23 protein-coding genes and 1 riboswitch are annotated in these 25,876 nt (G+C 68.8%); of the genes, 14 read left to right on the top strand and 9 right to left on the bottom strand.

What is annotated here, in order from left to right; all coding sequences use genetic code 11:
- Positions 1 to 762: 762 nt before the first annotated feature.
- Positions 763 to 1,881 (bottom strand): HAMP domain-containing sensor histidine kinase, encoded by a 1,119-nt coding sequence (locus ABZS29_RS31735; RefSeq protein ID WP_355467514.1) that lies wholly within the window; start codon positions 1,879 to 1,881, stop codon positions 763 to 765.
- The gene (locus tag ABZS29_RS31730) at positions 1,878 to 2,540 is read right to left on the bottom strand and encodes a response regulator transcription factor (RefSeq protein ID WP_355467512.1); all 663 of its coding nucleotides are present in this window, start codon (positions 2,538 to 2,540) and stop codon (positions 1,878 to 1,880) included. The genes ABZS29_RS31735 and ABZS29_RS31730 overlap by 4 nt, the downstream gene beginning before the upstream one ends.
- Before the next feature lie 86 nt (positions 2,541 to 2,626).
- Between ABZS29_RS31730 and ABZS29_RS31725 the strand changes: the two genes are divergently transcribed.
- The 3 genes from ABZS29_RS31725 to ABZS29_RS31715 are packed head-to-tail and all read left to right on the top strand — an operon-like array spanning position 2,627 to position 5,675.
- Positions 2,627 to 3,568, top strand: a complete 942-nt coding sequence (locus ABZS29_RS31725; RefSeq protein ID WP_355467510.1) for an ATP-binding cassette domain-containing protein — start codon at positions 2,627 to 2,629, stop codon at positions 3,566 to 3,568.
- Positions 3,565 to 5,019, top strand: a complete 1,455-nt coding sequence (locus ABZS29_RS31720) for an ABC transporter permease subunit (RefSeq protein WP_355467508.1) — start codon at positions 3,565 to 3,567, stop codon at positions 5,017 to 5,019. Before ABZS29_RS31725 ends, ABZS29_RS31720 begins: the two co-directional genes overlap by 4 nt.
- Positions 5,016 to 5,675: an ABC transporter permease gene (locus ABZS29_RS31715; protein WP_355467506.1), complete on the top strand. Its 660-nt coding sequence runs from the start codon at positions 5,016 to 5,018 to the stop codon at positions 5,673 to 5,675. The genes ABZS29_RS31720 and ABZS29_RS31715 overlap by 4 nt, the downstream gene beginning before the upstream one ends.
- Before the next feature lie 2 nt (positions 5,676 to 5,677).
- Here the strand turns inward: ABZS29_RS31715 and ABZS29_RS31710 are convergent, their stop codons facing one another.
- The 3 genes from ABZS29_RS31710 to ABZS29_RS31700 all read right to left on the bottom strand — a co-directional run bounded on the left by ABZS29_RS31710 (position 5,678) and on the right by ABZS29_RS31700 (position 8,850).
- On the bottom strand, positions 5,678 to 6,421 hold the full coding sequence (locus tag ABZS29_RS31710; RefSeq protein ID WP_355467504.1) for an SDR family oxidoreductase: 744 nt from the start codon (positions 6,419 to 6,421) through the stop codon (positions 5,678 to 5,680).
- Positions 6,422 to 6,440: 19 nt separating this feature from the next.
- Positions 6,441 to 7,505, bottom strand: coding sequence for a ribosome small subunit-dependent GTPase A (gene rsgA / locus ABZS29_RS31705; protein ID WP_355467502.1), 1,065 nt, complete (start codon positions 7,503 to 7,505; stop codon positions 6,441 to 6,443).
- Positions 7,506 to 7,665: 160 nt separating this feature from the next.
- Positions 7,666 to 8,850, bottom strand: coding sequence for a YhjD/YihY/BrkB family envelope integrity protein (locus ABZS29_RS31700; protein WP_355467500.1), 1,185 nt, complete (start codon positions 8,848 to 8,850; stop codon positions 7,666 to 7,668).
- Between the two features lie 18 nt (positions 8,851 to 8,868).
- On the opposite strand from ABZS29_RS31700, the gene ABZS29_RS31695 reads away from it, so the two are divergent.
- From ABZS29_RS31695 to ABZS29_RS31685, 3 genes are all read left to right on the top strand, one after another.
- Complete coding sequence (locus tag ABZS29_RS31695; protein ID WP_355467499.1) at positions 8,869 to 10,500, top strand: acyl-CoA dehydrogenase family protein; 1,632 nt, start codon at positions 8,869 to 8,871, stop codon at positions 10,498 to 10,500.
- A riboswitch (ZMP/ZTP riboswitch) is annotated at positions 10,499 to 10,581 on the top strand. Its footprint overlaps the gene before it by 2 nt.
- Positions 10,582 to 10,609: 28 nt before the next feature.
- Complete coding sequence (locus tag ABZS29_RS31690; RefSeq protein WP_355467497.1) at positions 10,610 to 12,058, top strand: glycine hydroxymethyltransferase; 1,449 nt, start codon at positions 10,610 to 10,612, stop codon at positions 12,056 to 12,058.
- A 65-nt stretch (positions 12,059 to 12,123) separates the two neighbouring features.
- Positions 12,124 to 12,588: a MarR family transcriptional regulator gene (locus ABZS29_RS31685; RefSeq protein ID WP_355467495.1), complete on the top strand. Its 465-nt coding sequence runs from the start codon at positions 12,124 to 12,126 to the stop codon at positions 12,586 to 12,588.
- Here the strand turns inward: ABZS29_RS31685 and ABZS29_RS31680 are convergent.
- The 4 genes from ABZS29_RS31680 to ABZS29_RS31665 all read right to left on the bottom strand — a co-directional run bounded on the left by ABZS29_RS31680 (position 12,585) and on the right by ABZS29_RS31665 (position 16,596).
- A complete protein-coding gene (locus tag ABZS29_RS31680) occupies positions 12,585 to 13,739 on the bottom strand; it encodes an amidase (RefSeq protein WP_355467493.1) in 1,155 nt (384 codons plus the stop codon). The genes ABZS29_RS31685 and ABZS29_RS31680 overlap by 4 nt on opposite strands.
- Positions 13,733 to 14,101 carry an ACT domain-containing protein gene (locus ABZS29_RS31675; RefSeq protein ID WP_355467491.1) on the bottom strand — a complete coding sequence of 123 codons (369 nt, stop codon included), beginning with the start codon at positions 14,099 to 14,101 and terminating at the stop codon, positions 13,733 to 13,735. Before ABZS29_RS31675 ends, ABZS29_RS31680 begins: the two co-directional genes overlap by 7 nt.
- A gap of 28 nt (positions 14,102 to 14,129) precedes the next feature.
- Positions 14,130 to 15,965 (bottom strand): glycoside hydrolase family 9 protein, encoded by a 1,836-nt coding sequence (locus ABZS29_RS31670; protein ID WP_355467534.1) that lies wholly within the window; start codon positions 15,963 to 15,965, stop codon positions 14,130 to 14,132.
- Between the two features lie 70 nt (positions 15,966 to 16,035).
- Entirely contained in the window at positions 16,036 to 16,596 is a 561-nt protein-coding gene (locus ABZS29_RS31665) for a helix-turn-helix domain-containing protein (RefSeq protein ID WP_355467489.1), read from the bottom strand.
- A 382-nt stretch (positions 16,597 to 16,978) separates the two neighbouring features.
- Here ABZS29_RS31665 and ABZS29_RS31660 point away from each other — a divergent pair, with 382 nt between their 5' ends.
- From ABZS29_RS31660 to ABZS29_RS31625, 8 genes are all read left to right on the top strand, one after another.
- Positions 16,979 to 18,679: a nitrite/sulfite reductase gene (locus ABZS29_RS31660; RefSeq protein ID WP_355467487.1), complete on the top strand. Its 1,701-nt coding sequence runs from the start codon at positions 16,979 to 16,981 to the stop codon at positions 18,677 to 18,679.
- A 142-nt stretch (positions 18,680 to 18,821) separates the two neighbouring features.
- Positions 18,822 to 19,508: a phosphoadenylyl-sulfate reductase gene (locus tag ABZS29_RS31655; RefSeq protein ID WP_355467485.1), complete on the top strand. Its 687-nt coding sequence runs from the start codon at positions 18,822 to 18,824 to the stop codon at positions 19,506 to 19,508.
- Positions 19,505 to 20,440, top strand: coding sequence for a sulfate adenylyltransferase subunit CysD (gene cysD / locus ABZS29_RS31650; protein WP_355467483.1), 936 nt, complete (start codon positions 19,505 to 19,507; stop codon positions 20,438 to 20,440). Before ABZS29_RS31655 ends, cysD begins: the two co-directional genes overlap by 4 nt.
- Positions 20,440 to 21,726: a GTP-binding protein gene (locus ABZS29_RS31645; protein ID WP_355467481.1), complete on the top strand. Its 1,287-nt coding sequence runs from the start codon at positions 20,440 to 20,442 to the stop codon at positions 21,724 to 21,726. The genes cysD and ABZS29_RS31645 overlap by 1 nt, the downstream gene beginning before the upstream one ends.
- A complete protein-coding gene (locus ABZS29_RS31640; protein WP_355467479.1) occupies positions 21,723 to 22,502 on the top strand; it encodes a sirohydrochlorin chelatase in 780 nt (259 codons plus the stop codon). The genes ABZS29_RS31645 and ABZS29_RS31640 overlap by 4 nt, the downstream gene beginning before the upstream one ends.
- A 66-nt stretch (positions 22,503 to 22,568) precedes the next feature.
- A complete protein-coding gene (locus ABZS29_RS31635; RefSeq protein ID WP_355467477.1) occupies positions 22,569 to 24,551 on the top strand; it encodes a hypothetical protein in 1,983 nt (660 codons plus the stop codon).
- A gap of 39 nt (positions 24,552 to 24,590) precedes the next feature.
- Positions 24,591 to 24,818: a ribbon-helix-helix protein, CopG family gene (locus tag ABZS29_RS31630; protein ID WP_132414664.1), complete on the top strand. Its 228-nt coding sequence runs from the start codon at positions 24,591 to 24,593 to the stop codon at positions 24,816 to 24,818.
- Positions 24,818 to 25,876, top strand: coding sequence for a Clp protease N-terminal domain-containing protein (locus tag ABZS29_RS31625; RefSeq protein ID WP_355467475.1), 1,059 nt, complete (start codon positions 24,818 to 24,820; stop codon positions 25,874 to 25,876). The genes ABZS29_RS31630 and ABZS29_RS31625 overlap by 1 nt, the downstream gene beginning before the upstream one ends.

The raw sequence follows: 25,876 nt of genomic DNA, 5'->3' as shown, positions 1-25,876 counted from the left end.
CGTCCACGAAGTCGAGAGGCGAGGTGTGCGGCGCTGAACAGCGCTCGCCACCTCGCCTTCGTCGTGTTGTGCGGCTGCGCTTCGCTTGCCGCCGGCGGGGGCTCCGCCACCCGCACCCCCTGATGCCTTCGCTTCGCTCGGCAGCTGGGGCTGAGGCCGCGAGTACGGTTCCGGGCCGGGTCTGGTGCACTTCGGTATGAACCGGGTCTGGCTGTTTGGCTTGTGATCGAGCCGGCGGGACTGATGGGCGGTCATGGAGCCGGGGCGGGACCGGTGCGCTTTGCTGTGAACCGGGTTGGGCTGGTTTGGCGTGCGATGGACCGGCGCGTGCTGGGTGGCGCGCGAGCTCATGTCGGTGGGCGCGTGCTGGGAGTGTGCGCGGAGGTGGTGCGAACTCACAAGGCCCGGCGCCGAGCGGGCGCGTTGCCGGTGAACTGGCGCGGAGTCAGCGCGCTGCCGGTGGGCCGGCGCGGAGTTGGCGCGCTCGGGCAGGCCCTCCCGCGGGAGCCGCGATTGAACGAGCCTGGTGCGGGTGGATGGCGCTGGAGGCGAGCTGGGGCTGGATGGGCGCCTGCGTTGGAGTGAGCCCGCGCGTTGGAGTGAGCCCGCGCGTTGGAGTGGGCGCCTGCGTTGGAGTGGGCGCGTGCGTTGGAGCGCTCCCCTCGAGCTGCTGTTCGGCTGGTGAACCGGCGCGAGGTCGGCGCGAAGGGAAGACCTGGTGTGGTCGTAGCGCGGACAGCCGAGGGCTGAGTCGTTGTGGGCTTAGGTGGTGAGGTTGGCGGCTGGGGTTTTGGGGTTGAGTTGCGGGAAGTGGGTGGTGATGGTTAGGCCGCCTTGGGGGTGGGGGGTGGTGGTGAGGGTGGCTTGGTGAGCTTGGGCTACGGCGTTGACGATGGCTAGGCCTAGGCCGTGGCCTTCGGGGTGGGCGGATTGTTTGTGGAAGGGGGCGAAGAGGGACTGGACTTCGGCGGGCGGGACGGGTGGGCCGGTGTTGGTGACTGTCAGGGTTGGTTGGTTGCCGAGGAGGGCGGTGGTGATCGTGACGTGGCCGTGGGGGTGGTTGTGGCGGATGGCGTTGTCGATGAGGTTGGCTACCAGGCTCTCGATGAGGCGGGGGTCGCCTGTGGTTGGGGCCGGCGACAGCTGTACGGCGACGCGGATGCCGCGCTGTGTTGCGTGGTCGTGGCGGGTGGCGAGGACTCGCTCGACGACTTGTGACAGGTCGATGGGGTCTCGGCGGGAGGTTCCGCGTTCGCTGGTGGCGAGGACCAGGAGAGCTTCGACGATTCGCTCTTGGTGTTCGCCGAGAGCGAGCGCTTCGCGGCAGACCGTTCGCAGGGTCTGGGCGTCGGCCGCGGGGTCGGCCAGGGCTACTTCGAGGAGGGTACGGAGGCCGGCTAGCGGCGTACGGAGTTCGTGGGAGGCGTTGGCGACGAAGTGACGTTGAGCGTCGAACGAGGCTTGCAGACGGGTGAACAGGTCGTCGAGGGTGTGGCCGAGCTCGGTCAGCTCATCGGTGGGCTCGCCGAGGTCCAGGCGCTGGTGCAGGTCGCTGGTCGAGATGACCTTGGCCGCGGCGGTGATCGCGCGGAGCGGACGGAGGAATCGGCCGGCGACGAACCAGCCGAGAGCCAGCGCGACCGGGATCAGGACGACCAGCGCGACGGCGGAGGCCGTCAGCGTCTGCGGCAGGCTGAGTCCGCTCCCGGTTCCGGTGATGACACCCGGACGAGGCCGGCCTTCGGGGGCGACCGACTGAGCGCCCGTGAGCGGGATGAAGACGGCGAGGAGCACCACGACACCGGCGGCGTAGATACCCGTCGCGTAGGCGAGCGCAAGCCGCGTCTGCAACGACCTTCGGGCGATCGGCGGGGCTGTCACGACGATCCGATCCGGTAACCGCCTTCGCGGACGGTCTCGATCGCGGGTGGTTCGCCGAGCTTGGATCGCAATCGGTGCACGGTGTGTTTGACAGCGCTGCTGAACGGGTCGGCGGCTTCGTCCCAGACGCGTTCGAGCAGGTCCTCGGCCGAGATGACCAGGCCGGGCGCGGACAGCAGACATTCCAGCAGCGCGAACTCCTTGGGGCTCAGGTCGAGTCGCCGGCCGGCGCGCGACGCCGTACGGCGAGCTGGATCGAGGGTGATGTCCCCGCAGGTCAGGATGGGCGGGAGCGGCGGGCCGGTACGGCGGGCCAGGGCGCGGATGCGGGCGACCATTTCGGCGAACGCGAACGGTTTGGGCAGGTAGTCGTCGGCACCGAGGCCGAGTCCGTCGACGCGGTCCTCGACAGTGTCGGACGCGGTGAGCATCAGGACGCGGGTCTCGCAGCGGCTCTGGACGAGCTGCCGGCAGATCTCGTCCCCGTGGACGCCGGGCAGATCCCGGTCGAGCAGCACCACGTCGTACCGGGTGACGGCCAGGCGCTCAAGGGCTGCGGTTCCGTCCAGTACGACGTCGACCGCCATCCCCTCGCGGCGTAGTCCGGTGCCGATGGAGCGAGCCAGGACCTCGAAGTCCTCGACCACCAGGATCCTCATACCTCGACGATGCCAGATCGCAGGTCGCAGCCGGGTCGCAGCGGATGCGACGCGGCTGAAACCGGCCGCCACGTACAACCAACGGCATGACTCCACTGCGAACCTCAGGGATCGTCGTCACCGGACTGCGCAAGCGCTTCGGTGCGACCTTGGCCCTCGACGGGATGTCCTTCGCCGTCCGCCCGGGACTGGTGACTGGCTTCGTCGGGCCGAACGGCGCCGGCAAGTCCACCACGATGCGGGTGATCCTCGGCCTCGACGCCGTCGACGAGGGCACCGCACTGATCGACGGCCGGCCCTATCGAAGCCTTCGGCGTCCGATGACCCGGGTCGGATCGTTGCTGGACGCGGACGCGCTGCATCCCAGCCGGAGCGCTCGTAACCACCTGTTGTGGCTGGCGCATTCACAGGGTCTGCCCGGGCGCCGGGTGGATCAGGTGATCGACGAGGTCGGCCTGTCGCCGGCCGCCCGGCGAGGAGCCGGCGGCTACTCGCTCGGCATGCGTCAGCGACTCGGGATCGCCACGGCTCTGCTCGGTGATCCGCCGATCATCATGCTCGACGAACCCTTCAACGGCATGGATCCGGAAGGCATCGTCTGGATGCGCGGTTTCCTGCGGTCGTTGGCCGCGCAGGGCCGCGCGGTACTGGTCTCCAGCCACCTGATGAGCGAGTTGCAGGACACGGCCGATCAGCTGGTGGCCGTCGGGCGCGGCAAGGTCATCGCCGACACCAGCGTGACCGGCCTCATCGAGAGCGCGTCGAGGAGCCGCGTCGCCGTCCGGACGCCTGCCCCGGAGAGCGCGACGACAGTGCTTGTCCGGGCCGGCGCGACCGTGGCGACGCGCTCCGACAGCATCACCGTCTCCGGGCTCACCCCTGATCACATCGTGTCGCTCCTGCACGACGAGGCGGTGCCGTTCTCGGAGGTGTCCGCGCATCGCGCCACGCTGGAAGAGGCCTACCTGGAACTCACCCGCACCGCGGTCGAGTTCCGCGCCGAGACAGCGCCGGAGGTGCCACGATGACCGGTCTGCACGCGGAGTGGTGCAAGTTCAGGACGGTCCGGGGCTGGTTGATCGGGATGACGGCGGCGGCACTGATGATGGTGCTGTTCGCGCTGCTCGCCGGGATCAGCAGCAACCAGAAGAACTCCCCCGCAGTTCCAGTCGGACCGAGCGGCGGGCCGGTCACCGACAGCTTCTACTTCGTGCACCAGCCGCTGGCCGGGGACGGCAGCATCACTGTTTCGGTCGCCGCACTCGACAGCACGATCCCGGCCGGTCCCGGAGACCTGCGATCCGGCGTCGTGCCGTGGGCGAAGGCCGGTCTCGTGATCAAGAAGGACACCAGCCAGGGCTCGCCGTACGCCGCGATCATGCTGACTGGCGGCCACGGCGTACGGATGCAGCACGACTATGATCACGACCTGGCTGGTCCCGCGTCTGCCCGCTGGCTGCGGCTGGAGCGGTCCGGCGACGCAATCACCGGCTACACCTCCATCGACCGAGTGAACTGGACCAAGGTCGGTACCGCGCAGGTGCGGGGCCTCGGCCCGCAACCGCAGGTCGGGCTCTTCGTCGCCTCTCCCCCGGCTGTGAGCGGCGGCGGCACCGCCGGCACCGTCTCGAGAGCTGTCTTCGGAGACCTCCGTACGACGGATGGCTGGGCCGGCGGCCACTGGACCGGCGACCAGATCGGCGCCGAATCGCCGACCTTCGCCGGTTATCCGGAGCAGAGCGAGGGCTCCTTCACCGCGTCGGGCCACGAGTTCACGGTCACCGGCGCCGGTGACATCGCGCCCGCCGTCCGCGACAGTCTGCCAACCGGTGCTCAGCTCCGGGACATCCTCACCGGAACGTTCGCCGCGCTGATCGTGGTGATCGTCGTGGGCGCGCTGTTCATCACCGAGGAGTACCGGAGCACGATGATTCACCTCACCCTCGCCGCGAGTCCGCGACGCGGCCGGGTCCTCGCAGCCAAGGCGGCCGTGCTGTGGACCGTCACCTTCGTCGTCGGGGCACTCGGGGCGATCCTCGCGACTCCACTCGGTGAGAGCCTTGCTCAGGGCAACGGTGTCTACATCTTCCCGGTGTCGTCGTCGACCCAGCTGCGGGTCGCGCTCGGGACCGCAGTCATGCTCGCGACCGCCGCGGTCCTGGCCCTCGCCGTCGGAACCATCGTCAGGCAGAGCGCGGGCGCGGTCACCACGGTCGTCCTGGCCATCGTGTTGCCGTACCTGCTGATCGCCGTGCCGTTCATCCCTGCGAGCGTGTCCAAGGTGGTGGCGACCGTGACGCCGGGCGCTGCCTTCGCCATACAGCAGACCCTCGTGCAGTACGACCAGGTCGCGAGCAACTACACGCCGTACTACGGCTACTACCCGCTTCCGCCGTGGGCCGGGATCGCCGTGCTGGCCGCCTACGCCCTGGCAAGCCTCGCCGTCGCCGCTGTCCTGCTCAACCGGAGGGACGCATGAGACTCGCCCTGCACGCCGAGTTGACCAAGTTGCGGACTGTCGCCGCCCCACTCTGGCTTCTGGTCGGCTCCATCGCGGCAACCGTGGCTTCGAGCGCAGCGGCCGTCTCGGTGATCAGTGCCGATGACGCGGCCGACCTCACGCTCATCGGCGTCGATCTCGGTCAGGCGCTGGTCGTAATCGTGGCCGTACTGATCATCAGCGGCGAGTACAGCTCGGGCATGATGCGCACCAGCCTGGCCGCGGTGCCGCGACGTACGACGCTGTTCTTGTCCAAGATGGTCGTGCTCACCGGCATCGTGGCGGTCGCTGGAACGGTCGCGGTCCTCGGGGCAGTGCTCGCCGGGCGTCTCATTCAGCCCGCTGCCGACGGTACGACGCCGCGCGCAATGGCCGGAGCGGTCCTCTACCTGGTCCTGATCGGACTGCTCAGCCTCGGCATCGCAACCGCCGTACGGGACTCCGCCGCCAGCCTTGGAGTCGTGCTCGGTCTGCTCTACGTCGTACCGATCGTCTCCCAGACCATCAGTGACCCGGACTGGCGGCGCCTTCTCGAGAAACTCGCCCCGATGACCGGCGGTCTCGGCGTCACCGCCGCGTGGGCTGCCGCCGCACTCCTGATCGGTGGTCTGCTCCTCCACGCGCGCGACTCGTAGTCCTACATCCTCAGGTGGGAGGCGCCGTTGAAGTCGAGGATGGTGCCGGTGGCGAACTCGGCGGCGGGGCTGGCCAGGTAGAGGATGGCGGCGGCTACTTCGGTGGGGGCGGCTACTCGTTCGAGGGGGCTTTCGAGGCGGCGGCGGTCGTAGCCTTCGCCGGCCAAGTTTTCGGCGGCCATGTCGGTGGTGGTCCAGCCGGGGGCGATGGCGGTGACGGCTATGCCGTCGGGGCCGAGGGCTCGGGCGAGGGACTGGGTGAAGGAGACGAGGGCGGCTTTGGAGGCGCCGTACGCCGGTTGGTTGGGTTCGCCGCGGAAGGCGCCGCGGGAGGAGACGTTGATGATGCGGCCGCCGCGGGGCATGTGGCGGACGGCGCACCAGGTGGCGTTCGCGGGGCCGATGAGGTTCACGGCGAGGGTGTCGGTCCAGGCCCGCTGCCACTCGGAGTACGTCGTCTCGCGGATCCGGTGCGGGTGATAGACGCCCGCGTTGTTGACCAGTACGTCGATGCGGCCCAACTCCACAGCGGCCGAATCAACCATGTCCCGTACGGCGTCCGGGTCGGCCAGATCAGCGTGGACGAGGACATGCCCGCTGCCGGGCAGGCCGGCGAGGACCTGTTCGGCGGCCGAACGGGAGGAGCTGTAGTGGACGGCGACCCGGTCGCCGTCGGTGGCGAAGGCGTGGGCGGTGGCGGCACCGATGCCTCGAGAGGCACCGGTGATCAGAACGGCACGATCCATGGACCGATCATGTCAGGACCTATCGCGGCTTGATGTCGCGGCGGTAGGACTTGCTCGCCCGCACCCACTCCTTCTTGGCCAGCGCCCGCGCTCGCACATCCGAGCGCCGCGCCATGTACGCCGCCTCCTTGCGCAGCTGCACCCAGCTCTCGTAGCGGCGGTGCGGCAGCGTCCCGTCCTCCAGCGCGGCCTTCACCGCGCACCCCGGCTCACCGTCGTGCGAACAGTCCTTGAAGCGACAGTTCTCAGCCAGCGACGTCACATCGGGGAACGCAGCGGCCAGTCCCTCCCCCGACTCCTGCAGACCGATCCCCCGCAGCCCCGGAGTGTCGATCACCACGCCACCAGCCGGCAGTACGACGAGCTCACGACGTACCGACGTGTGGCGCCCCTTGCCGTCCTCGCGAATCGCTTGCACGTCGAGCAGTTCCACACCGGCGAGCGCGTTCACGAGTGACGACTTACCCGCGCCACTCGACCCGAGCAGCGCGAGCGTTGCGTCCCCCGCCAGCAACTCACGCACCGCGTCCAGGCCGGCACCGGTCGCCGTACTGCACACCAGTACGTCGGCCCCCGGCGCAGCCGCTGCCACATCCTCGGCCACGGCCTCGGCATCGCCGACCAGATCGGACTTCGTCAGTACGACGACCGGCCGAGCCCCGCTCTCCCACGCGAGTGCGAGGAACCGCTCGATCCGGCCGATGTTCGGCTCCGGGTGCAGGCCGACCACGATGGCGATCACGTCGACGTTCGCGGCCAGCATCTGGCCTTTCGACGTACCGCTGACTTCCGCGCGGACGATCGCCGTACGGCGTGGAGCCAGCGATTCGACGGTGATGCGGTCGTCCGGCCAGTGCCGCAGCACCGCCCAGTCCCCTGTGCAGGGCGCTGCGTGCGCGTCACCGGCGATCGCGCCGAGGAGCCCGCCGGACCACGAGGCGCGGACGGGACCGTCCCCGGTGAGTACTGTCGCCAGGCCCTTGTCGACCCGGGCGACGCGTCCCGGCACGAGCTCGGCCGGAACGGTTTCGAAGAATTCGGCCGTGGAACTGTCCAGTCCCAGAGCCTGCAGTGTCACGGACATGACGAACCTTTCGGAAGGTCCGGCCGCGAGGTCAGCTCAGCGGACGGAAAAACAGGAGACAACGGCCCGGTGGTAGGCCAGTTGGTGGCTCATGGCGGGGTGCCTCCCTTCCAAGCTCTGCGGGTCCTGATCGAGGACCGGTGATCGCGACGCGACCAGCCTATGTCGTCCGATTCGTCGTGCGCACCGGGTTTTCGGTCACCGGCTCCGGCGCCTCTTCCGGTTCCGGCTCCGGCTCGGGTTCAGCGACAGCGGGCGAGGGCTCGGCGAGGTGCTCGATCTTGCGCGCGATCGCGAGCTCCGGCCGCTGGAACTCCGGCGCCGGTACGTCGGGCTCCGTGCGATCGGGCTCGACCTCCGGGTGGTGATGCGGATCCGGCTCGGCCTTCATGACCGGCTCGACCTCGTCGTCGTCATCCGCGAACTTCGGCAGCGGCGGCTCCTGCGTCTTCGCGGGCCAGAGCCGGTTCACGACCGCGTTCAGCGCCGCCCCGATCAGTACGGCGATCGTCGTCATGTACAGCCACATCAGTACGGCGATCGGCGCCGCCAGCGGACCGTAGATCGACGTACCGCCGACTGTGCTCTGCAGGACCCAGCGCAGGACGAAGCTGCCCAGGATCCAGATCGAGAGCGCCAGGAACGCACCGGGCAGGTCGGAAACCCACGGTGTCCGGACCGGCACGGACACGTGGTAGAGCGTGTTCAGGAAGCCCGCCGACAGGATCGTGACGACCGGCCAGTACAGCTGGTTCAGGAAGTCGAGGCGCGCCGGGAGCAGATGGTCGACCGCCTCCGGACCGGCCAGCACCAGCGGCAGGACGATCACGCCGATGACGAGCGCGATGCTGTAGAGGCTGAACGACAGCGCGCGGGTCCGGACGATGCCGCGCTTGCCGCCCATCCCGTACATGATCGTGATGGTGTCGACGAAGACGTTCAGCGCGCGGCTGCCGGACCACAGCGCGAGCACGAAACCGATCGAGATGACGTCCGGGCGGCCGCCGTTCAGCACCTTGTCCAGGGTGGGCACGATGACGCTGTTCACGGAGTCGTCGGTGAGCGCTCGCGCGGCGAGCTCCGCGATCTCGAGTTTGATCTGCGCGATCTGGACCACGTCGAGCCAGCGGCTGATGTAGCCGAGGCTTCCGGCGAGCCCGAAGATCAGCGGCGGCAGCGACAGGATCGCGAAGAACGCGCCCTCGGCCGCCAGGCCGGTGACGCGGTAGCGCAGACACTCGCCGACGGTCTGGGTGAGCAGCTTCCAGATCGTCGAGGGGATCTTGCGGACCCATGCCAAGGAGACCGAGCTCCCACTCGCGGGCCCTGCCCCTGAACGTTCCATACCGCTTACCGTACTGATATGGCGGACCCAAACGCTGTAACGAACCAGGCTCCTCCTCTGCACGGGGTGAACTTCTTCACCTCCGACGCTGCCCTCGGCGCCGCGCTGCGCCCGTACGGCGGGGTCGCGGAGGATCCCAGTCTGGCCCGGATCGGCGAACTCGCGGGATCGGAGGAAGCGCTCTCCCACGCCCTGCCGGCGAACCAGAACTCGCCGGTCCTGCGCACCCACGACCGCTACGGGAACCGGATCGACGAGGTCGAGTTCCACCCGTCGTGGCACTGGCTCATGGAGAAGGCGGTCGGCTTCGGGCTGCAGGCTGCGCCGTGGACGAGTTCCCAGGCTTCGCCGCACCTCACCCGCGCGGCCGGCTTCTTCGTCTGGTCGCAGGTCGAGCCCGGGCACGGCTGCCCGATCTCGATGACGTACGCCGCCGTACCGGCTCTGCGCGCGGATGAGCGGCTGGCGGCGGAGTGGGTGCCGCGGCTGGCCTCGACCGAGTACGACGTACGGCGGTTGCCCGGGGCAGCGAAGCGTGGCGTGCTGGCCGGGATGGGGATGACCGAGAAGCAGGGTGGTTCCGATGTGCGGGCCAATCTGACGACTGCGACACCGGTGGGTGCGGACGGTGAGTACCTGCTCGACGGACACAAGTGGTTCTGCTCGGCGCCGCAGGTCGATGTGTTCCTGGTGCTCGCGCAAGCGCCGGACGGGTTGAGCTGTTTCGTGGTGCCGCGGGTGCTTGCTGATGGCAACCGGAACGCCTTCGCGTTGCAACGGTTGAAGGACAAACTCGGCAACCGCTCGAACGCGTCCAGCGAGGTCGAGTTCCACAGCACCGTCGGCTACCGCCTCGGCGACGAGGGCGCCGGCGTCCGCACCATCATCGAGATGGTCGCCGCCACCCGCCTCGACTGTGTCCTCGGCTCCGCCGCTCTCCAACGCCGAGCGCTGGTCGAAGCCACCTGGCACGCCCAGCACCGCTCCGCCTTCGGCGGCCTCCTCGCCGACAAACCCGCCATGCTCAACGTTCTCGCCGACCTGGCAATAGAAAGCGAAGCCGCCACCGCCCTAGCCATGCGCCTAGCAGCCGCCGCCGATGCCTCGACCGCAGGCAACGCCGAGCGGGAAGCGGCGTTCCGGCGGATTGCGCTTCCGTTGGCGAAGTTCTGGGTGTGTAAGCGGACGTCGTTCATGGTCGCCGAGGCGTTGGAGTGTCTCGGCGGGAACGGGTTCGTGGAGGAGTCGGGGTTGCCGTTGCTGTTCCGGGAGTCGCCGCTGAACTCGATCTGGGAAGGCTCGGGCAACGTGAACGCGCTCGACGTACTGCGGGCGCTGCGCAGGCCGGAGTCGCTGGAGGCTTGGCTGCTGGAGGTCGGCGCGGCGCAGGGGGCGGACCACCGGCTGGATGCCGCCGTGAACGACGTACTGCAGGCGTTGGCAGATATCGAAGGCGCCGAAGCAGGGGCGCGGAGGCTCGCGGCGCGGATGGCGTTGTGTTTGCAGGCGTCGTTGCTGGTGCGGCACTCGACCCCGGCCGTGGCGGACGCGTTTGTGGCCAGCCGGCTGGGCGGGGACTGGGGTGGGGTGTTCGGGACGCTCCCGCGGACGACACCGTTCCGGGAGATCGTCGAGCGCACGATAGGCTGACCGCTGTCGCGACTGGCGCGCTGAAGGTGGAGTACCACCGGGGAGCGAAACCCGTCGGCACCGTGCGCCTGGGTGCCTTCGACCGACTGCAACCGCAGGAGACTTGATCATGACTCAACCCTTCGACGCCGCCGCGGCGTCGGCCGCGTACAACAACGCCCTGCAGGTGATCGCCAGCGTCGAGCCGACCATCGCCGGTGCGATCAAGGCCGAGCTGGCCGACCAGCGCTCCTCGCTGAAGCTGATCGCGAGCGAGAACTACGCCTCCCCGGCGACCCTGCTCACGATGGGCAACTGGCTCTCGGACAAGTACGCCGAGGGCACCGTCGGGCACCGTTTCTACGCCGGCTGCCAGAACGTCGACACCGTCGAGCAGACCGCGGCCGACCACGCCAAGGCCCTGTTCAACGCGCCGCACGCCTACGTCCAGCCGCACTCCGGGATCGACGCGAACCTGGTCGCCTTCTGGGCCATCCTGGCCAACCGGATCGAGGCCCCGGCGCTGGCCGAGGCGAGCGCGAAGCACGTCAACGACCTGTCCGACGAGGACTGGGACAAGCTCCGCAAGGCGCTCGGCGACCAGAAGATGCTCGGCATGTCGCTGGACGCCGGCGGTCACCTGACGCACGGCTTCCGGCCGAACATCTCCGGCAAGATGTTCAACCAGCACTCCTACGGCACCGACCCCGAGACCGGCCTGCTCGACTACGACAAGGTCGCCGAGGCCGCCCGCGAGTTCAAGCCGCTGATCCTGATCGCCGGCTACTCGGCGTACCCGCGCAAGGTGAACTTCGCCAAGATGCGTGAGATCGCCGACGAGGTCGGCGCGACCCTGATGGTCGACATGGCGCACTTCGCCGGTCTGGTCGCGGGCAAGGTCTTCACCGGCGACTTCGACCCGGTACCGCACGCGCACGTCACCACGACCACCACCCACAAGTCGCTGCGCGGCCCGCGGGGCGGCATGGTGCTGTGCCAGCCCGAGTACGCCGACGCCGTCGACCGCGGTTGCCCGATGGTGCTGGGCGGCCCGCTCAGCCAGACGATGGCCGCCAAGGCGGTCGCGCTGGCCGAGGCCCGGCAGCCCTCGTTCCAGACCTACGCGCAGGCTGTCGCCGACAACGCGGTCACCCTCGCCGAGGGCCTGATGAAGCGCGGCGTGAAGCTTGTCACCGACGGCACCGAGAACCACCTCGTTCTGCTCGACGTCTCGTCGTACGGGATCACCGGCCGGCAGGCCGAGTCGGCGCTGCTCGACGCGGGCATCGTCACCAACCGCAACGCGGTTCCGCGCGACCCGAACGGCGCCTGGTACACATCGGGCGTCCGGATCGGTACGCCGGCGCTGACCACGCGCGGGTTCGGCGCCGACGAGTTCGACCGGGTGGCCGAGCTGATCGTCGACGTACTGTCCGCGACCACGCCCACCACCACCGCGGCCGGCGCCCCGTCGAAGGCGAAGTACGTGCTGGCCGACGGCGTCGCCGACAAGACCCGTGCGGCCTCGGCCGAGATCCTCGATAAGCACCCGCTCTACCCGGGCCTCGAGCTCAGCTGATCACGCCTGCGAGCGCCCGTTCCTGGTCACCGGGAGCGGGCGCTCGGTTTGTGTAGGGTTCAATCATGGCGCCCACCACGGAAGAGATCAGTCAGTACGTCGAGCGCTTCGCGGGTGTGATGGCGAGCAGCGGCGTACCGACGATGTCGGCCCGGGTGATGGGCCGGATGCTGGTCAGCCCGAACGGGACGATGACCGCGGCCGAGCTCGCCGAGACGCTGCAGATCAGCCAGCCCGCGGTCTCCGGCGCGGTGCGGCAGCTGATCCAGATGTCGTTCATCTCCCGGGAGCGGATGCCCGGTTCGCGCAAGGACCACTACCGGATCCGCGAGGACGTCTTCGCCGCGATTCTCGAGCGCCGCAACCAGGCCCTGACTGAATGGGCCGCGAGCAGCAGCTACGGCGCTGCGCTGTTCGGGCCTGACACGACCGTCGGTCGCCGGCTCGCGGAGGCGGCGGACTTCTTCACCTTCGTGCACAACGATCTCGAGCAGACGATGAAGGACTGGCGCGCCAAGAACCCCAGCTAACGCAGCTGGACCATCAACCGCTTCGCCACCGCGAGCGCCGTCGCGTCGTCGCCGTACGGCGTCACCACCTGCGCGCCGACCGGCAGACCGTCCAGGAGCCCGACCGGGACGCTGACCGCAGGATGCCCGGTCACGTTGAAGGCCCAGCACGGGTCGCCGACGATGATGTTCTCGTTGTGCTGGTCGTAGCCGTGGGCAACGGTCAGCGTGGTCGGCGTAACCAGCGCGTCGACCACCTCGAAGAGGTCGGCGAGCGCGGTGTGGTTGTGATCCCGCACTTCACGAGCCCGCTGCGCCTCGGCAGCGCTGGCTCCCCGGCCTGCGTCAAGCGCGGACAACACCTGCCAGGCGTCATCGGTCGGCAACAGCTTCAGCGGTACGTCGACCACCTCGACCACCGAGAGCCGGTCGCGAATCACCTGGTCGACGCCCGGATCCACGGCGTACTGGGTGTTGAGCGTGGGCAGATACGCCACCCGAAAGGGGCCCTCGGCAAGGATCGGCTCCGGCCACTGCGGCAACGCCGTCGGATCGAGCCGATGCGGGCCGCTCACCACACTCGTTGCCAGCATCACGTCATCGAGGTTCGCGCCGATCACACCTGCTGTGGTCAGTCCGCCGAGCGACCGTCCCACTGCCCGCGGCACCCGGCCGTAGGTGCCTTTCAACCCCACCAATCCACAGAACGACGCCGGAATCCGCAGCGACCCACCGCTGTCCCCACCGGTCGCCAACGGCACGACCCCCGCCGCGATCGCCGCTGCTCCCCCGGCCGTCGACCCACCCGGTGACCTCGAGACGTCCCAGGGATTCCGGGTGTACTCACGCCCGTTCCACCCGTAGGTCTGCGACCCCGGTCCCGGCCGCGCGCGAGTCGCCGTACCGATCGGGATCGCGCCGGCCGCCAGCAACCGCTCCAGAATCGGCGACTCCGGCGGCGTCCGCGCCTTCACCACAAACGGCACCCCGGCCAACGGGCCGCCCGGATCCACCTCCCGAGCCAGCCGCAACGCCGTACCGGCGTCAAGCTCGTCGAGAAAATGTAGTATCGGATCCAACCGCCGAGCCGCCTCCAACGCCTCCTCGACCACGGCCACCGCCGACAACGCCCCCGCCCGAACCCCAGCCGCAATCTCCCCCGCACTCAGCACGCCGCCACCACGATGATCGTGTGGCCGGCGGCTTGGAGGGTTTGGATGGCTGCGTCCAGATCAGGCTCGGCGACCAGGACGAGGTCGGCCTGGTAGGTCGAGGCGGCGCAGACGGAGAGTCCGACGGCGGCCAGCGGCTGGACGATGGCGGCGAGCATGCCGGGCTGGTCCAGAGCATGCGGTTCGTTGTTGTAGAAGGCTCGCCAGGGCTCGACCGCATCAAGGGACTCGGCGATGACCGTGGTACCGAGAGGGGTTCGGGACATCGCCCACCAGTCGCCGGACGGGACAGCCGGTACGCCGTCGGTGACGTGGGTGATCGTGAAGCGCGGCCGGAGGAGGGTCAGGGTTTGGGCTGGCATGGACCCAGTCTCCACCGGCCGCGGTTTGTCAGCGGGTGAGGGCGTAGACGGCGATGGCGGCGAAGTCGTCGGCCGGTTCGGAGGCTTGCCAGGAGCGGACGTCGTCGACGTAGCGCGAGCCGCGGCCGGTGAACTCGGCGTACTGGTCGACGCCGTTGGCCGGGCAGGGGTTCATGCCGTCGAGGTGGTCGCCGAGTCCTTCGTCAAACAGAGAAGCCGAGTTCGGGCCGTTGACGACCGCGCCGATCACCTGCTTGCCGGCGATGTTGCCGATCTGGTGATGCGGGCAGCGTCCCGCGTTGGCGCCGACGCCGACCATGAACGAGACACCCCAGGCGTTGGCGCCGAAGGCCCAGTCGAGCTGTTGCGCGCCGAAGGTGTCGTAGCGGCGGTCGCCGGTCGCCTTCCGGTAGAGCCGCGCGGTCGCCGCCAGACCGAACGTGTGCGGTACGGCGTCGAAGTTGTCGTACTGCGCCCCCGCGCGGAAGGGATCGCCGGCTGCCCGCTGCGTGCCGATCGCGAGCTGGGCCCGCAGATCGCCGGTGAGCTTGGCGACCAGCGCTCGATCAGCACGCGCTGCCCGGATCAGATCCGCATGCGCCAGCGCGCTCACGTCGTACAGGTTCAGCGTGTCCCCACCGGCTTCGTGCTCCAGGTATTGCCCAGCCCAGTACGCCGCCTGCCGCACCCAGCCGGATGCCCGCCGATCGCCGAGCCGCTGTGCGGCCAGTGCGAGCTCGGTCGCCCCCAACTCCAAGTCGTCGCGCCACGCCGACTCCGGATAGAACGCGAACGGCAGCGACGTCACCAACTGCCCGACATCACGCGTCTTGGCCTGCGCGAAGATCTGCGCGGCCGTCTCGAGGTGCTTGCGCGCCAGCCGACGATCGGTCCGCGCCTCGACCTGCGCCGCGAGCGCGAAGGCCGCCGCGGTGCGGCCGGCCAGGTTCGGGCTGATCGGCTGCCCCGGCGCAGCGGCCCGGAAGACCGGCCGGTTGCGCAGATGCCGCTCGGACGGGTCGGTCAGGTGGTCGTCCACCTCCGGCAATCGCCAGACATCGTGATCACCGATGAACGTTTCCTCGACGTTCCCGGTACCGACGCCGACCTGGATGTAGAGCGTCTTCGACCGCTCGTCCCACATCTTGTCCAGCCACTTCAGCCCGTGCCGAGCTTCGTTGGTCACTTGACGATCCGGCCGCTTGGCGTCCCGAGCCGATGCCCACAGCAACGATTCCGAGTACGCCGCGATGTGCGTGAACTTCAGGTAGTCACCGGCGTCGTACCAGCCGCCCTCGACATCCACCGGACCGCCGATCCGGCGCAGCTCACCGACCGTCTGATCGGTGTCCGGGTCGACGAAGGTCGGCGTCTCGTAGACCTGCGCCGCCCGATCGGTCAGGTGCGCGGGCTTGCGTCCCAGCGACCCCGGTACGACGTTCGCGCCGTCCCGCTGCTCGGTGAAGAACGTGACCGCCTTGTCCTTGGCCGACGTCGCCAGCGCGTCCCCGTCGGCGCGGACAACGAACGGCGGTGAGGCCGCCACTCCCGGCACCTCGACCCGATATGTCCCCGGAACCCACAGCCGCGTCAGGTCCAGCTGCGAGACGTGCTGGTACTTCGCGTTCCACTCCCCCAACTCCGCGCCGACCCGACCGGTCAGCACTCGCCGGCCGCGGCTGTCGACCACTCGAAACGACTTACCGGTCACCGCGCCCTGGCTCAGCACGTACGCCGCTTTGCCGTCGAAGGCGCCGTACCCGAGCTGGTTGACCCGGACCGCGCCGCCCGTCGCCGCCTCCACGGGACCGACGAACCCCAGCACCAGCCCCGCCGCCACCACAACCGACCCCACCCGGCGCATCGCCTTCACCGCAGCCTCCTCGAAGAACAGTTAGGAAAGTTTCCTGTCCTTTCGCGGAAAAGTACAGGCCTCAGGGCTGGGCGGGCACACCCTGGGCGAAGACGTACACCGGCTCAGCCTCCGGCTCGGTCGACGGTTGGTCGACGTAGTCCTCGAGGACCTCCTGGATCCGCTCGCGCAGCTCGACCAGCCGCTCGGGCGTGAGCTTCAGCCAGACGTCGATCGACAACTCGGCCTCACCCCAGGCCGCCCCGTACTCCGGCCGCTTGGCGACCCAGTCCCGGATCTTGCCGGCGCGGTACGTGACATTGCTCTCCTCGGCCACTCCGCCGATCAGCTCAGCCCCCGGCTCGTCGTCGCCGACGCGCCACGAGTACGACGACCAGACGCTCTTCCACCACCGCTCGCGCCGATCCTTGGCCAGCTCGGGGACTTCCTCGATCACGCCCGCGGTCGCGAGCACCTTCAGGTGATGACTGATGTTGCCGACCATCTCCCCCGTCCGCGCAGCGAGCACCGACACGGTGGACGGCCCGTCGACTGCCAGGATGTCCAGCAGGCGGCGCCGTAGCGGATGGTCTACGGCCTGCACTCGAGAAGCTCCCGGCGACCGGGTCTTTTTCGGGGTCATGGCTCCAGGGTAGTTAGACAAGATTTCTTGTACAAGCTCTATTGCCAGCGTGTTCCCGAGCGCGAAACAATACCCACCAGACTGGTAGAGATAGCCACATCGTGAGATTGCGTCTCGCGATGCAGGATGATGGGTTGATTTGTCAGCCGTTCCCGCTGACTCTTGTGGACATGCTCGCTGCCCGCTCCACTCACCTCGTAGGTCGGATTCACGTCGACCTCGGGCGGATGCGCAGCGCCATCTGTCGTCCTTCGATGCTCTGACAGCCACCCTGCTCGAAACATCAGCTGGGTGCGCACCGCGCAGACCAGGTCGAATCGACGACGCTTCGAGCTAGGCCCCCGCGGACGCACCTGTCTCTAGGACAAGGACACCGTTCCGGATGACTGGCGTCTCCTCACCGCAGGCCGGTACCCCCCGCAAGCCCGCCCGCCCCCGCAAGGGCAAGGGTGAAGGTCAGTGGGCGCTCGGCTACCGCGAGCCCTTGAACAAGAACGAAGAGAACAAGAAGAACGACGACGGCCTGAACGTCCGGGCCCGGATCGAGAACGTCTACGCGCACCGCGGCTTCGACTCGATCGACCCCGCCGACCTGCGCGGCCGGTTCCGCTGGTGGGGCCTGTACACGCAGCGCAAGCCCGGGATCGACGGCGGCAAGACCGCGACCCTGGAGCCGGAGGAGCTGGACGACAAGTACTTCATGCTCCGGGTCCGGATCGAAGGCGGCCAGCTCAGCGCCGAACAGCTCCGGGTGATCGCCGAGATCTCCAGCACCTATGCCCGCGACACCGCCGACATCACCGACCGGCAGAACATCCAGCTGCACTGGATCCGGGTCGAGGATGTGCCGGCGATCTGGCAGAAGCTCGAGGCGGTCGGTCTCTACACGACCGAGGCCTGCGGTGACGTCCCGCGGGTCATCATCTCCAGCCCGGTCGCCGGGATCGCCGCGGACGAGATCATCGACCCGACCCCGGCCATCGACGAGATCGTCGAGCGGTACATCGGCAGCACCGAGTTCTCGAACCTGCCGCGCAAGTTCAAGACCGCGATGACCGGCCACCCGTCGCACGACGTCGTACCGGAAGTGAACGACATCAGCTTCGTCGGCGTCGTGCACCCCGAGCACGGCCCCGGCTTCGACGTCTGGGTCGGCGGCGGCCTGTCCACCACACCGATGCTCGCTCAGCGCGTCGGTGCGTGGGTCCCGCTCGACGAGGTGCACCTGGTCTGGAAGGGCGTCGTCGGCATCTTCCGCGACTACGGCTACCGCCGGCTGCGCAACCGCGCCCGGCTGAAGTACCTGGTCGCCGACTGGGGCATGGAGAAGTTCCGCGAGATCCTGGAGAGCGACAAGTACCTCGGCTACAAGCTGATCGACGGCCCCGCGCCGGAGATCCCCGCCGTCCAGGGTGACCACGTCGGCGTCCACCAGCAGAAGGACGGCCGGTACTACGTCGGGGTCGCTCCCGTCGTCGGCCGGGTCTCGGGGAGTTCGCTGGCCAAGGTGGCCGATGTTGTCGCCGCCCACGGCTCGGACCGGATCCGGACCACCGCCCAGCAGAAGTTCATCGTGCTGGACGTCGAGGAGTCGAAGGTCGAGTCGCTGGTCGCCGCGCTCGCCGACCTGGGCTACCAGGCCCGGCCGTCGGCCTGGCGGCGGAACACGATGGCCTGCACCGGGATCGAGTTCTGCAAGCTGGCGATCGTCGAGACCAAGGCCCGCGCGGCCGAGCTGATCACCGAGCTCGAGGAGCGGATCCCCGACCTCGACGTACCGATCACCGTCAACGTGAACGGCTGCCCGAACTCCTGCGCCCGGATCCAGGTCGCCGACATCGGCCTCAAGGGCCAGCTGGTACTGGATGCCGAGGGCAACCAGGTGCCCGGCTACCAGGTGCACCTCGGCGGCGGGCTCGGCCTGGACGCCGGCTTCGGTCGCAAGCTGCGCGGTCACAAGGTGACCTCGGCCGGCCTCACCGACTACGTCGAGCGCGTCACCCAGAACTACCTGAAAGAGCGGTCCGAGGGCGAGCGCTTCGCCCAGTGGGTCGTCCGTGCCGAGGAAGGAGCCCTCCAGTGAGCGAACGAGCTGCACCTCTGTACTGCCCGTACTGCGGGGACGAGGACCTTCGTCCTTCCGAAGAAGGCCATGGCGCGTGGGAGTGCCGGCCGTGTGCACGGGTGTTCTCGCTGAAACTGATCGGACTGCGGGTGAGTGTGGAATGAGTACGGATCTGAAGACGATCGCCGAGGAGGCGAACGAGCGGCTGGCCGATGCCTCGCCGCAAGAGGTGCTGGCGTGGGCACGCGAGACCTTCGGCGACGACCTGGTCGTCACCGCCTCGATGGCTGACGGCGCACTCCCCCACCTGGCGGCCGAGGCCGCGCCGGGGGTCGACGTACTGTTCCTGGACACCGGCTACCACTTCGTCGAGACGATCGGCACCCGGGACGCGGTCGCCTCGATGCTGCCGATCAACCTGATCAACGCCACGCCCAAGCAGACCGTCGCGGAGCAGGACGCCGAGTACGGCGAGAAGCTGTACGAGCGTCAGCCGGACAAGTGCTGCGCACTCCGCAAGGTGGAGCCGCTGAACCGGCACCTGTCGCACTACAAGGCCTGGGTCACCGGCATCCGCCGCGAAGAGGCACCGACCCGCGCGAACACCCCCGTCGTCGAGTACGACGAGAAGCGCGACATGGTCAAGCTCAACCCGATCGCGCCGTGGACGCAGGAGGACCTCGACTCCTACATCACCGACAACGGCGTACTGGTCAACCTGCTCCAGTACGACGGCTATCCGTCGATCGGCTGCGAGCCGTGCACCCAGCGGGTCGCGCCGGGCGAGGACCCGCGCAGCGGCCGCTGGTCCGGCACCGGCAAGGTCGAATGCGGGCTGCACACATGACCGCCGTACTTGAGACAACGGAGGCTCCCCTGAACACGCACACGGTGACCGAGCTGGACGCACTCGAGAGCGAGTCCATCTTCGTGTTCCGTGAGGTGGCGGCGGAGTTCGAGCGGCCGGTGGTCTTGTTCTCCGGTGGCAAGGACTCGATCGTGATGCTGCACCTGGCTCGCAAGGCGTTCGCGCCGGCCGGGGTGCCGTTCACCCTGCTGCACGTCGACACCGGCCACAACTTCCCCGAGGTCCTGGCCTACCGCGACTCTGTGGTGCAGCAGTTGGGTCTGCGGCTCGAGGTCGCCAAGGTCGAGGACTACCTGGCCGACGGCCGCCTGCGCGAGCGCTCCGACGGGACGCGGAACCAGTTGCAGACGGTGCCGTTGCTGGACGCGATCAACGAGCACCGCTTCGACGCGGTCTTCGGCGGCGGCCGGCGCGACGAGGAACGCGCGCGCGCCAAGGAGCGCATCTTCAGCCTGCGTGACGAGTTCGGCCAGTGGGACCCACGCAACCAGCGCCCCGAGCTGTGGTCGCTCTACAACGGCAAACACAAGCCCGGCGAGCACGTGCGGGTCTTCCCGCTGTCGAACTGGACCGAGCTCGACGTGTGGAACTACATCGAACGCGAGCAGATCCCGCTCCCCTCGATCTACTACGCCCACGAACGCGACGTGTTCGAACGCGACGGCATGCTGCTGGCCGTCGGCCCCTACTCCCAGCCCCGCGACGGCGAAACCGTCACCGAACGCACCGTCCGCTACCGCACCGTCGGCGACATGTCCTGCACTGGCGCCGTCGCCTCCACCGCGGCCACGGCGGCTGAGGTTGTTGTCGAGGTCGCCGCCTCCACCATCACCGAACGCGGCGCGACCCGCGCCGACGACCGGGCCAGCGAGGCCGCCATGGAAGACCGCAAACGAGAGGGGTACTTCTGATGAGCACTCTTCTGAGACTGGCCACGGCCGGTTCGGTCGACGACGGCAAATCCACGCTGGTCGGACGGCTGCTGCACGACTGCAAGGCGATCCTGGCCGACCAGATCGCGCACGTGAAGACCGTGTCCGAAGCCCGCGGTGGTGACTTCGACTTCGCGCTGCTGACCGACGGGCTGCGGGCCGAACGCGAACAGGGCATCACGATCGATGTCGCCTACCGGTACTTCGCGACCGACAAGCGCTCGTTCATCCTGGCCGACTGCCCCGGACACGTGCAGTACACCCGCAATACCGTCACCGGGGCCTCGACCGCGGACGTCGTCATCATCCTCGTCGACGCCCGGCACGGTGTCCTGGAACAGACACGGCGGCACTTGGCCGTCGCGGGCCTGCTCCGGGTCCCGCACGTCGTCCTCGCGGTCAACAAGATCGACCTCGTCAACTACGACGAGGCCGTCTACACCGCGATCACCAAACAGGTCCAAGAACTCGCCGAGCAGCTCGGCATCACCGACCTCAAAACCATCCCCGTCTCCGCCCTCGTCGGCGACAACATCGTGCAGCGCTCCGAGAACACGCCCTGGTACGCAGGTCCCGCGCTGCTCGAGGTCCTCGAGAACGCGACCGGCCGCACCGACACCTCGAACCAGCCACTACGGTTCCCGGTCCAGTACGTCATCCGCCCACAGACCGACGACCAGTACCGCGACTACCGCGGCTACTCCGGAACCGTTGCCTCCGGCACCGTCACGGTCGGCGACCAGGTCATCGTGCTTCCGGCAGGACGTCGTACGACGGTCGCCGGCATCGATCACGCAGTCGTGTCCGCGACCGCGACCGCAGTCGCCGAACGGCCCAGCGCGGTCGCCGGGGAAGCCGTCACCGTCCGGCTCGCCGACAACCTCGACGTCGCCCGCGGCTCGGTCATCGTCGCGGCCGAGTCCTCTCCCGGCACCCGCCGGGAACTGTCCGCGACCGTGGCCTGGCTGTCGGACCGCCCACTCACCGTCGGCGCGAGGCTGCTGATCAAACACACCACCACAACGGCCCAAGCGATCGTCACCAAGATCGCCGGGGTGCTCGACCTGGACACGCTCGGCGTCATCGACGCCGCCGGGCTGGACCTGAACGACATCGGCAAGGTGCAGCTCAAGATCGCTGCACCCTTGGCGGCCGACCCGTACTCCAGTAACAACATCACTGGATCCTTCCTGCTCATCGACGCCCACGACGGATGGACGCTGGCCGCAGGCATGATCGACGACGAAGAAGGGGAACTGCTGTGACTGCTCCAGCTCTTGTGATCCTCGCCCACGGCAGCCGTGACCCGCGCTCGGCCGCCACCGTCCACTCGCTCGTGAAGTGCCTGCGCGAGATGCGTGACGACCTGCGGATCGAAGCCTCCTTCCTCGACCACTGCCCGCCCACGCCGTACCAGGTGCTCGGCAAGCTCGCCGCCGAGGGCGTCGAAGAGGTCGTCGTCCTGCCGCTGCTGCTGTCGTCCGCCTTCCACGCCCGGATCGACGTACCGGCCGTGATCGACGAGTCGCGCAGCCGGTTCCCGCACCTGCGGATCATCGCCTCCGACGTCCTCGGGTACGACGACACGCTGCTCGACGTCCTGGACCGGCGGATGCGCGCCGAGCTCAAGGACGGCCGGGTGCGTGAGCTCGACGCGCTCGTCCTGGCCGCGGCCGGTTCCAGCGACTCGCAGGCCAACGCCAGCGTGACCCGCCTGGCCCGCCTGTGGGGTCAGCGGCACAAGTTGCCGGTCACCGCCGCCTTCGTCTGCGCCGCGACGCCGTCACCGGCCGAGGCTGTCCTGCAGTGGCGGCTCGAGGGTCGCCGGCACGTCGCGGTCGGCTCGCTGTTCCTGGCACCCGGCGTACTGCCGGACCGCGCCGAGTCGATGGCGCGCAAGGCCGGCGCGGTCGCGGTCTCGCAGCCCCTCGGCGTCAGCGCCGAGGTCGCGCGCCTGGTCCTCCTCCGGTACGGCGTCGCCGGGCTCGACCTGCTCACGCTCGCCCCGGCCCCACGCCCGGTGCTCGTGCAGTCGGCCTAAAGCTGGACCCTCCGGGAGCTACGGTTTCGCGCAACAGGCGAGCCGTAGCTTCTGGAGGTGCAACCCTTGTCCGAGCAGGTGAAGTCTTTCGACGCGTTGGTGCGTTCGGCCGCCGGCACAACCGTTGCCATGGACAAGTGGGCGCGCAGCTCGCGCTGGACCGAGGGCTCGATCCACCTCGCGCCTGAGCGCATCCAGGCGCTGCGTGAGATGTTCGACAATCCGCAGACTGACCCCTCGGCCCTGACTCGCTACCGCGGAGCGCTCCAATCGCTGCTGCGTGAACACAGCCGACTGCTCAACCGCGCCGGGTACGACGGGAAGCGCGCCGAGGCCATCGCCGATCACACCTGGGCGCGTGTGCTGGACCAGGGCGTCTCCGAACTCTGGGCGGCGTGGAACGTCGACGACTTCATCGACCGGCTCGGGCTGGAACAGGTTGCCCCCGGCCTCAAGTCTGTGAAGGCCGATCCTGAGTTCACCAAGGAGGGCGCCGCGGCCGTCGGCTACGTCAGTACCTTGGCGACCACCTGGAAGTGGCGCACCGAGCGGATCGTCGAGGAGGTCCACCGGCGCCCGCCGCACCAGAAGCTCGAATGGGCCAGCAAGCTCTGGTACGAGAGCGAGGAGCTCGAGTTCCTGGTCCCGCCGCATTCCCAGCACGTGACGATCGGGCGGGCCGAGAAGGTCGTCCGGGACCAGCTCGACAAGATCGACGACGTCCGCGGCGAGGATCCGCTCAAGGTGTTCACCGCGTGTCAGGCGCATGGCGAGCAAGCGGTTCGCGGGCTCGAGGCCGAGCTCGCGGCGATGCGCAAGGAGTACGACAATCCGGCGCTGATGGCGTTCCTGACCAAGGACGCGCAGGCCGCCGTACTCAAGATCACCAAGGCCGGCCAGTCCGCGCACAACAAGGCACTGGACGAGACGAAGGTTGCCGGGGGCATCGCTGCCTGGGACGGCCGGATGCACCTGCACAACAAGGCTGTCGTGCAGCAGCTGCGGGAGATGTTCGCCAACCCCGGGCAGCAGCACGACGAGCAGACGCTGCGCAGATTCCGGTGGGCGGTGGGCGTCGTACTGCACGAGAACGCGCACTTCGCGATTCCGGACAAGGAGAACTACCAACTGTCGGCGCAGCCGTTCGGCGATCGCAAGTGGTTGCGCTGGGGTGAGGAGGGCTTCGTCGAGGCGTTCAACAGCGCCTATCTGGACCAGTTCATCAAGGAGACCGGGATCGACAAGGTTGCCCCCGGCATCCTCGAGGTCGAATCGCCGGAGACTTACGAGTCGTTCGCGCCGGCTGCCCGAGCCGTTGCCCAAGGCCTCGACAGCCGAACCGGGATGATCGGCGAAGCCCTGCGACGGCAAGCGGCGGCCTCGCCGCGCGGGCAGTGGGACGCGTTGGCCGACCAGATGTTCGAGAGCAGCAAGCTGCCGGAGCTCGTGCCCGCGCCGGACGTCGCGTTGGTGAAGCGCGAGATCGGCGAGGCCATGCGGACCCACTTCGCCTGGCTGGACGAGAACACCGGGCGCGGCAACGTCGAGCAGACCCGGGCGCTCAGCACGCTGCGCGGCCAGCAGGCGTTCCAGGCCGGCGTCTACACGGTCGAGTCCTTCGAGAAGCTCTACAGCAGTCCCACGGCTCAAGCGCTGTACGAGTCGCGCCTGACCGGCGCCGGTGTCGCCCAGCCGACGCCCGAGTTCGAGTCCGGACCCGTGCGGGAAGGTCAGTGGGAGCGCGCCGCCGCCGACCTGTACGCCGGCAGCAAGCTGCCCAAGCTCGTACCGCCGCCCGAGGTTTTCCACGTCAAGCGTGCGATCGAGACGGCGCTGGGCCCCGACGGAGCTGCCGAGCCCGCACAGTCGTTGATCACCCAACTCGAAGCGCAGTACGCCAGCTCGGACTCCAAGGCGCTCTACCAGTCGCTCATCGCGGCACACAGCGGTGTGGCGCCGGCCGGGTCGGCGAAACCGGCCCAGGACTCCCCCGCAGCCGCCGCCGTCGCGGCCCGCGTCGCCGCTTGCCGCCACGATCGGGAGCTCTGACATCTTGCGATAGCGTGATATCACGCTATCTTGGTAGCCATGGCGAAAGAGGCAACCAAGAACATCCTGCTCCGGCTCGACCCGGAGCTGGCTGAGCACCTGCAGACGGTGGCCGCGGTCGAGGGCCGCTCGGTGTCGGACGTCGCCCGCGAGGCGATCGCCGAGCTGGTCGACCGGCGCCGTACCGACAGCGGGTTCAGCCGGCTGCTGGAGGAGAACCTGTCCCGGCACGAGGAGTCCTTGCGCCGCCTGCGCGGGGACGACTGATGCGTCACCTCGACCTGTACGACGTCCTCGCGGTCGCCGCGAGGGTGTTGCGCTGCGAGTCCGAGGAGGCGGTCCGCCGTACCGATCTCGACTGCGTCCAGCGGGTGCTGTCCGACGTACGGCGTGCTCGCGGTCTGGCGGAAGCGGCGGCGGTGCTGCTCGCCGGACTGGTCCGCGACCGGCCGTTCAGCGGCGCGAACCGGGTGGTCGCGGTGGCGGTCGTGCTGCAGTTCGTCACGCTCAACCACGCCGACCTCCGGCTCGAACCGGTCGCGGAGGTCGACGACGTACTGGATCGGATCGCCGCTGGTGACAGCAGCGGAGCAGCGGACTTCGTCCGTGAACGACTGGTGCTGCCCGATGTGACGGCAGCGCTCGAAGAACACCTACGGCTCGACCTGAATCTCGAAGACGAGATCGGCAACTGGATCTGGAGGCGAGTCGGTATGTACGAACGGTTCACCGAGACGGCGCGCAAGGTCGTCGTCCTCGCACAAGAAGAAGCCCGGCAACTCGATCACAGCTACATCGGCACCGAGCACGTCCTGCTCGGCCTGATCGGTACGGCGGAAGGCGGCGCGTCGAAGCTGCTCTCCGGAGCAAGCGCACCGACGGTGCGTGAACTCGTGATCGAGATCGTCGGTCGTGGCCAGCGCTCACCGGACGGGTTCGTCCCGTTCACCCCGCGCGCCAAGTCCATTCTCGAAGAGGCCAACAACGAAGCCCGCCGCCTCGGTTGCGACCACATCGACACCGAGCACCTGCTGCTCGGCCTGCTCAAGGACACCGAAGGCGTCGCGGCCCAGGTGCTCTCCCGGCTCGGCATCGACCTCGACGAGGTCCGGGGTCTCGCCGAGCAGCGACTCGATCGGCGCCAGCGGTCCCGGACAGCGGTCGAGGCGATGGTGGCCGGCGATCCGGACTGGACGACGTACGGGCGCAGGCATCACCTGATCGCCGAACTGCACGCCGTCCTCGACGAGAACGAGCGCCTGCACGAGCAGGTCGCCCGCCTCCGCGACCTGCTCCGCAAGAACGACATCGACCCAGAAGCCTGA

Origin of the sequence: Kribbella sp. NPDC005582, assembly GCF_040605415.1 — a bacterium.
In the GTDB taxonomy this organism is placed as follows: domain Bacteria; phylum Actinomycetota; class Actinomycetes; order Propionibacteriales; family Kribbellaceae; genus Kribbella.
Note: the sequence above shows the minus strand (reverse complement) of the source record. Positions and strands in the feature narration are given on the sequence as shown.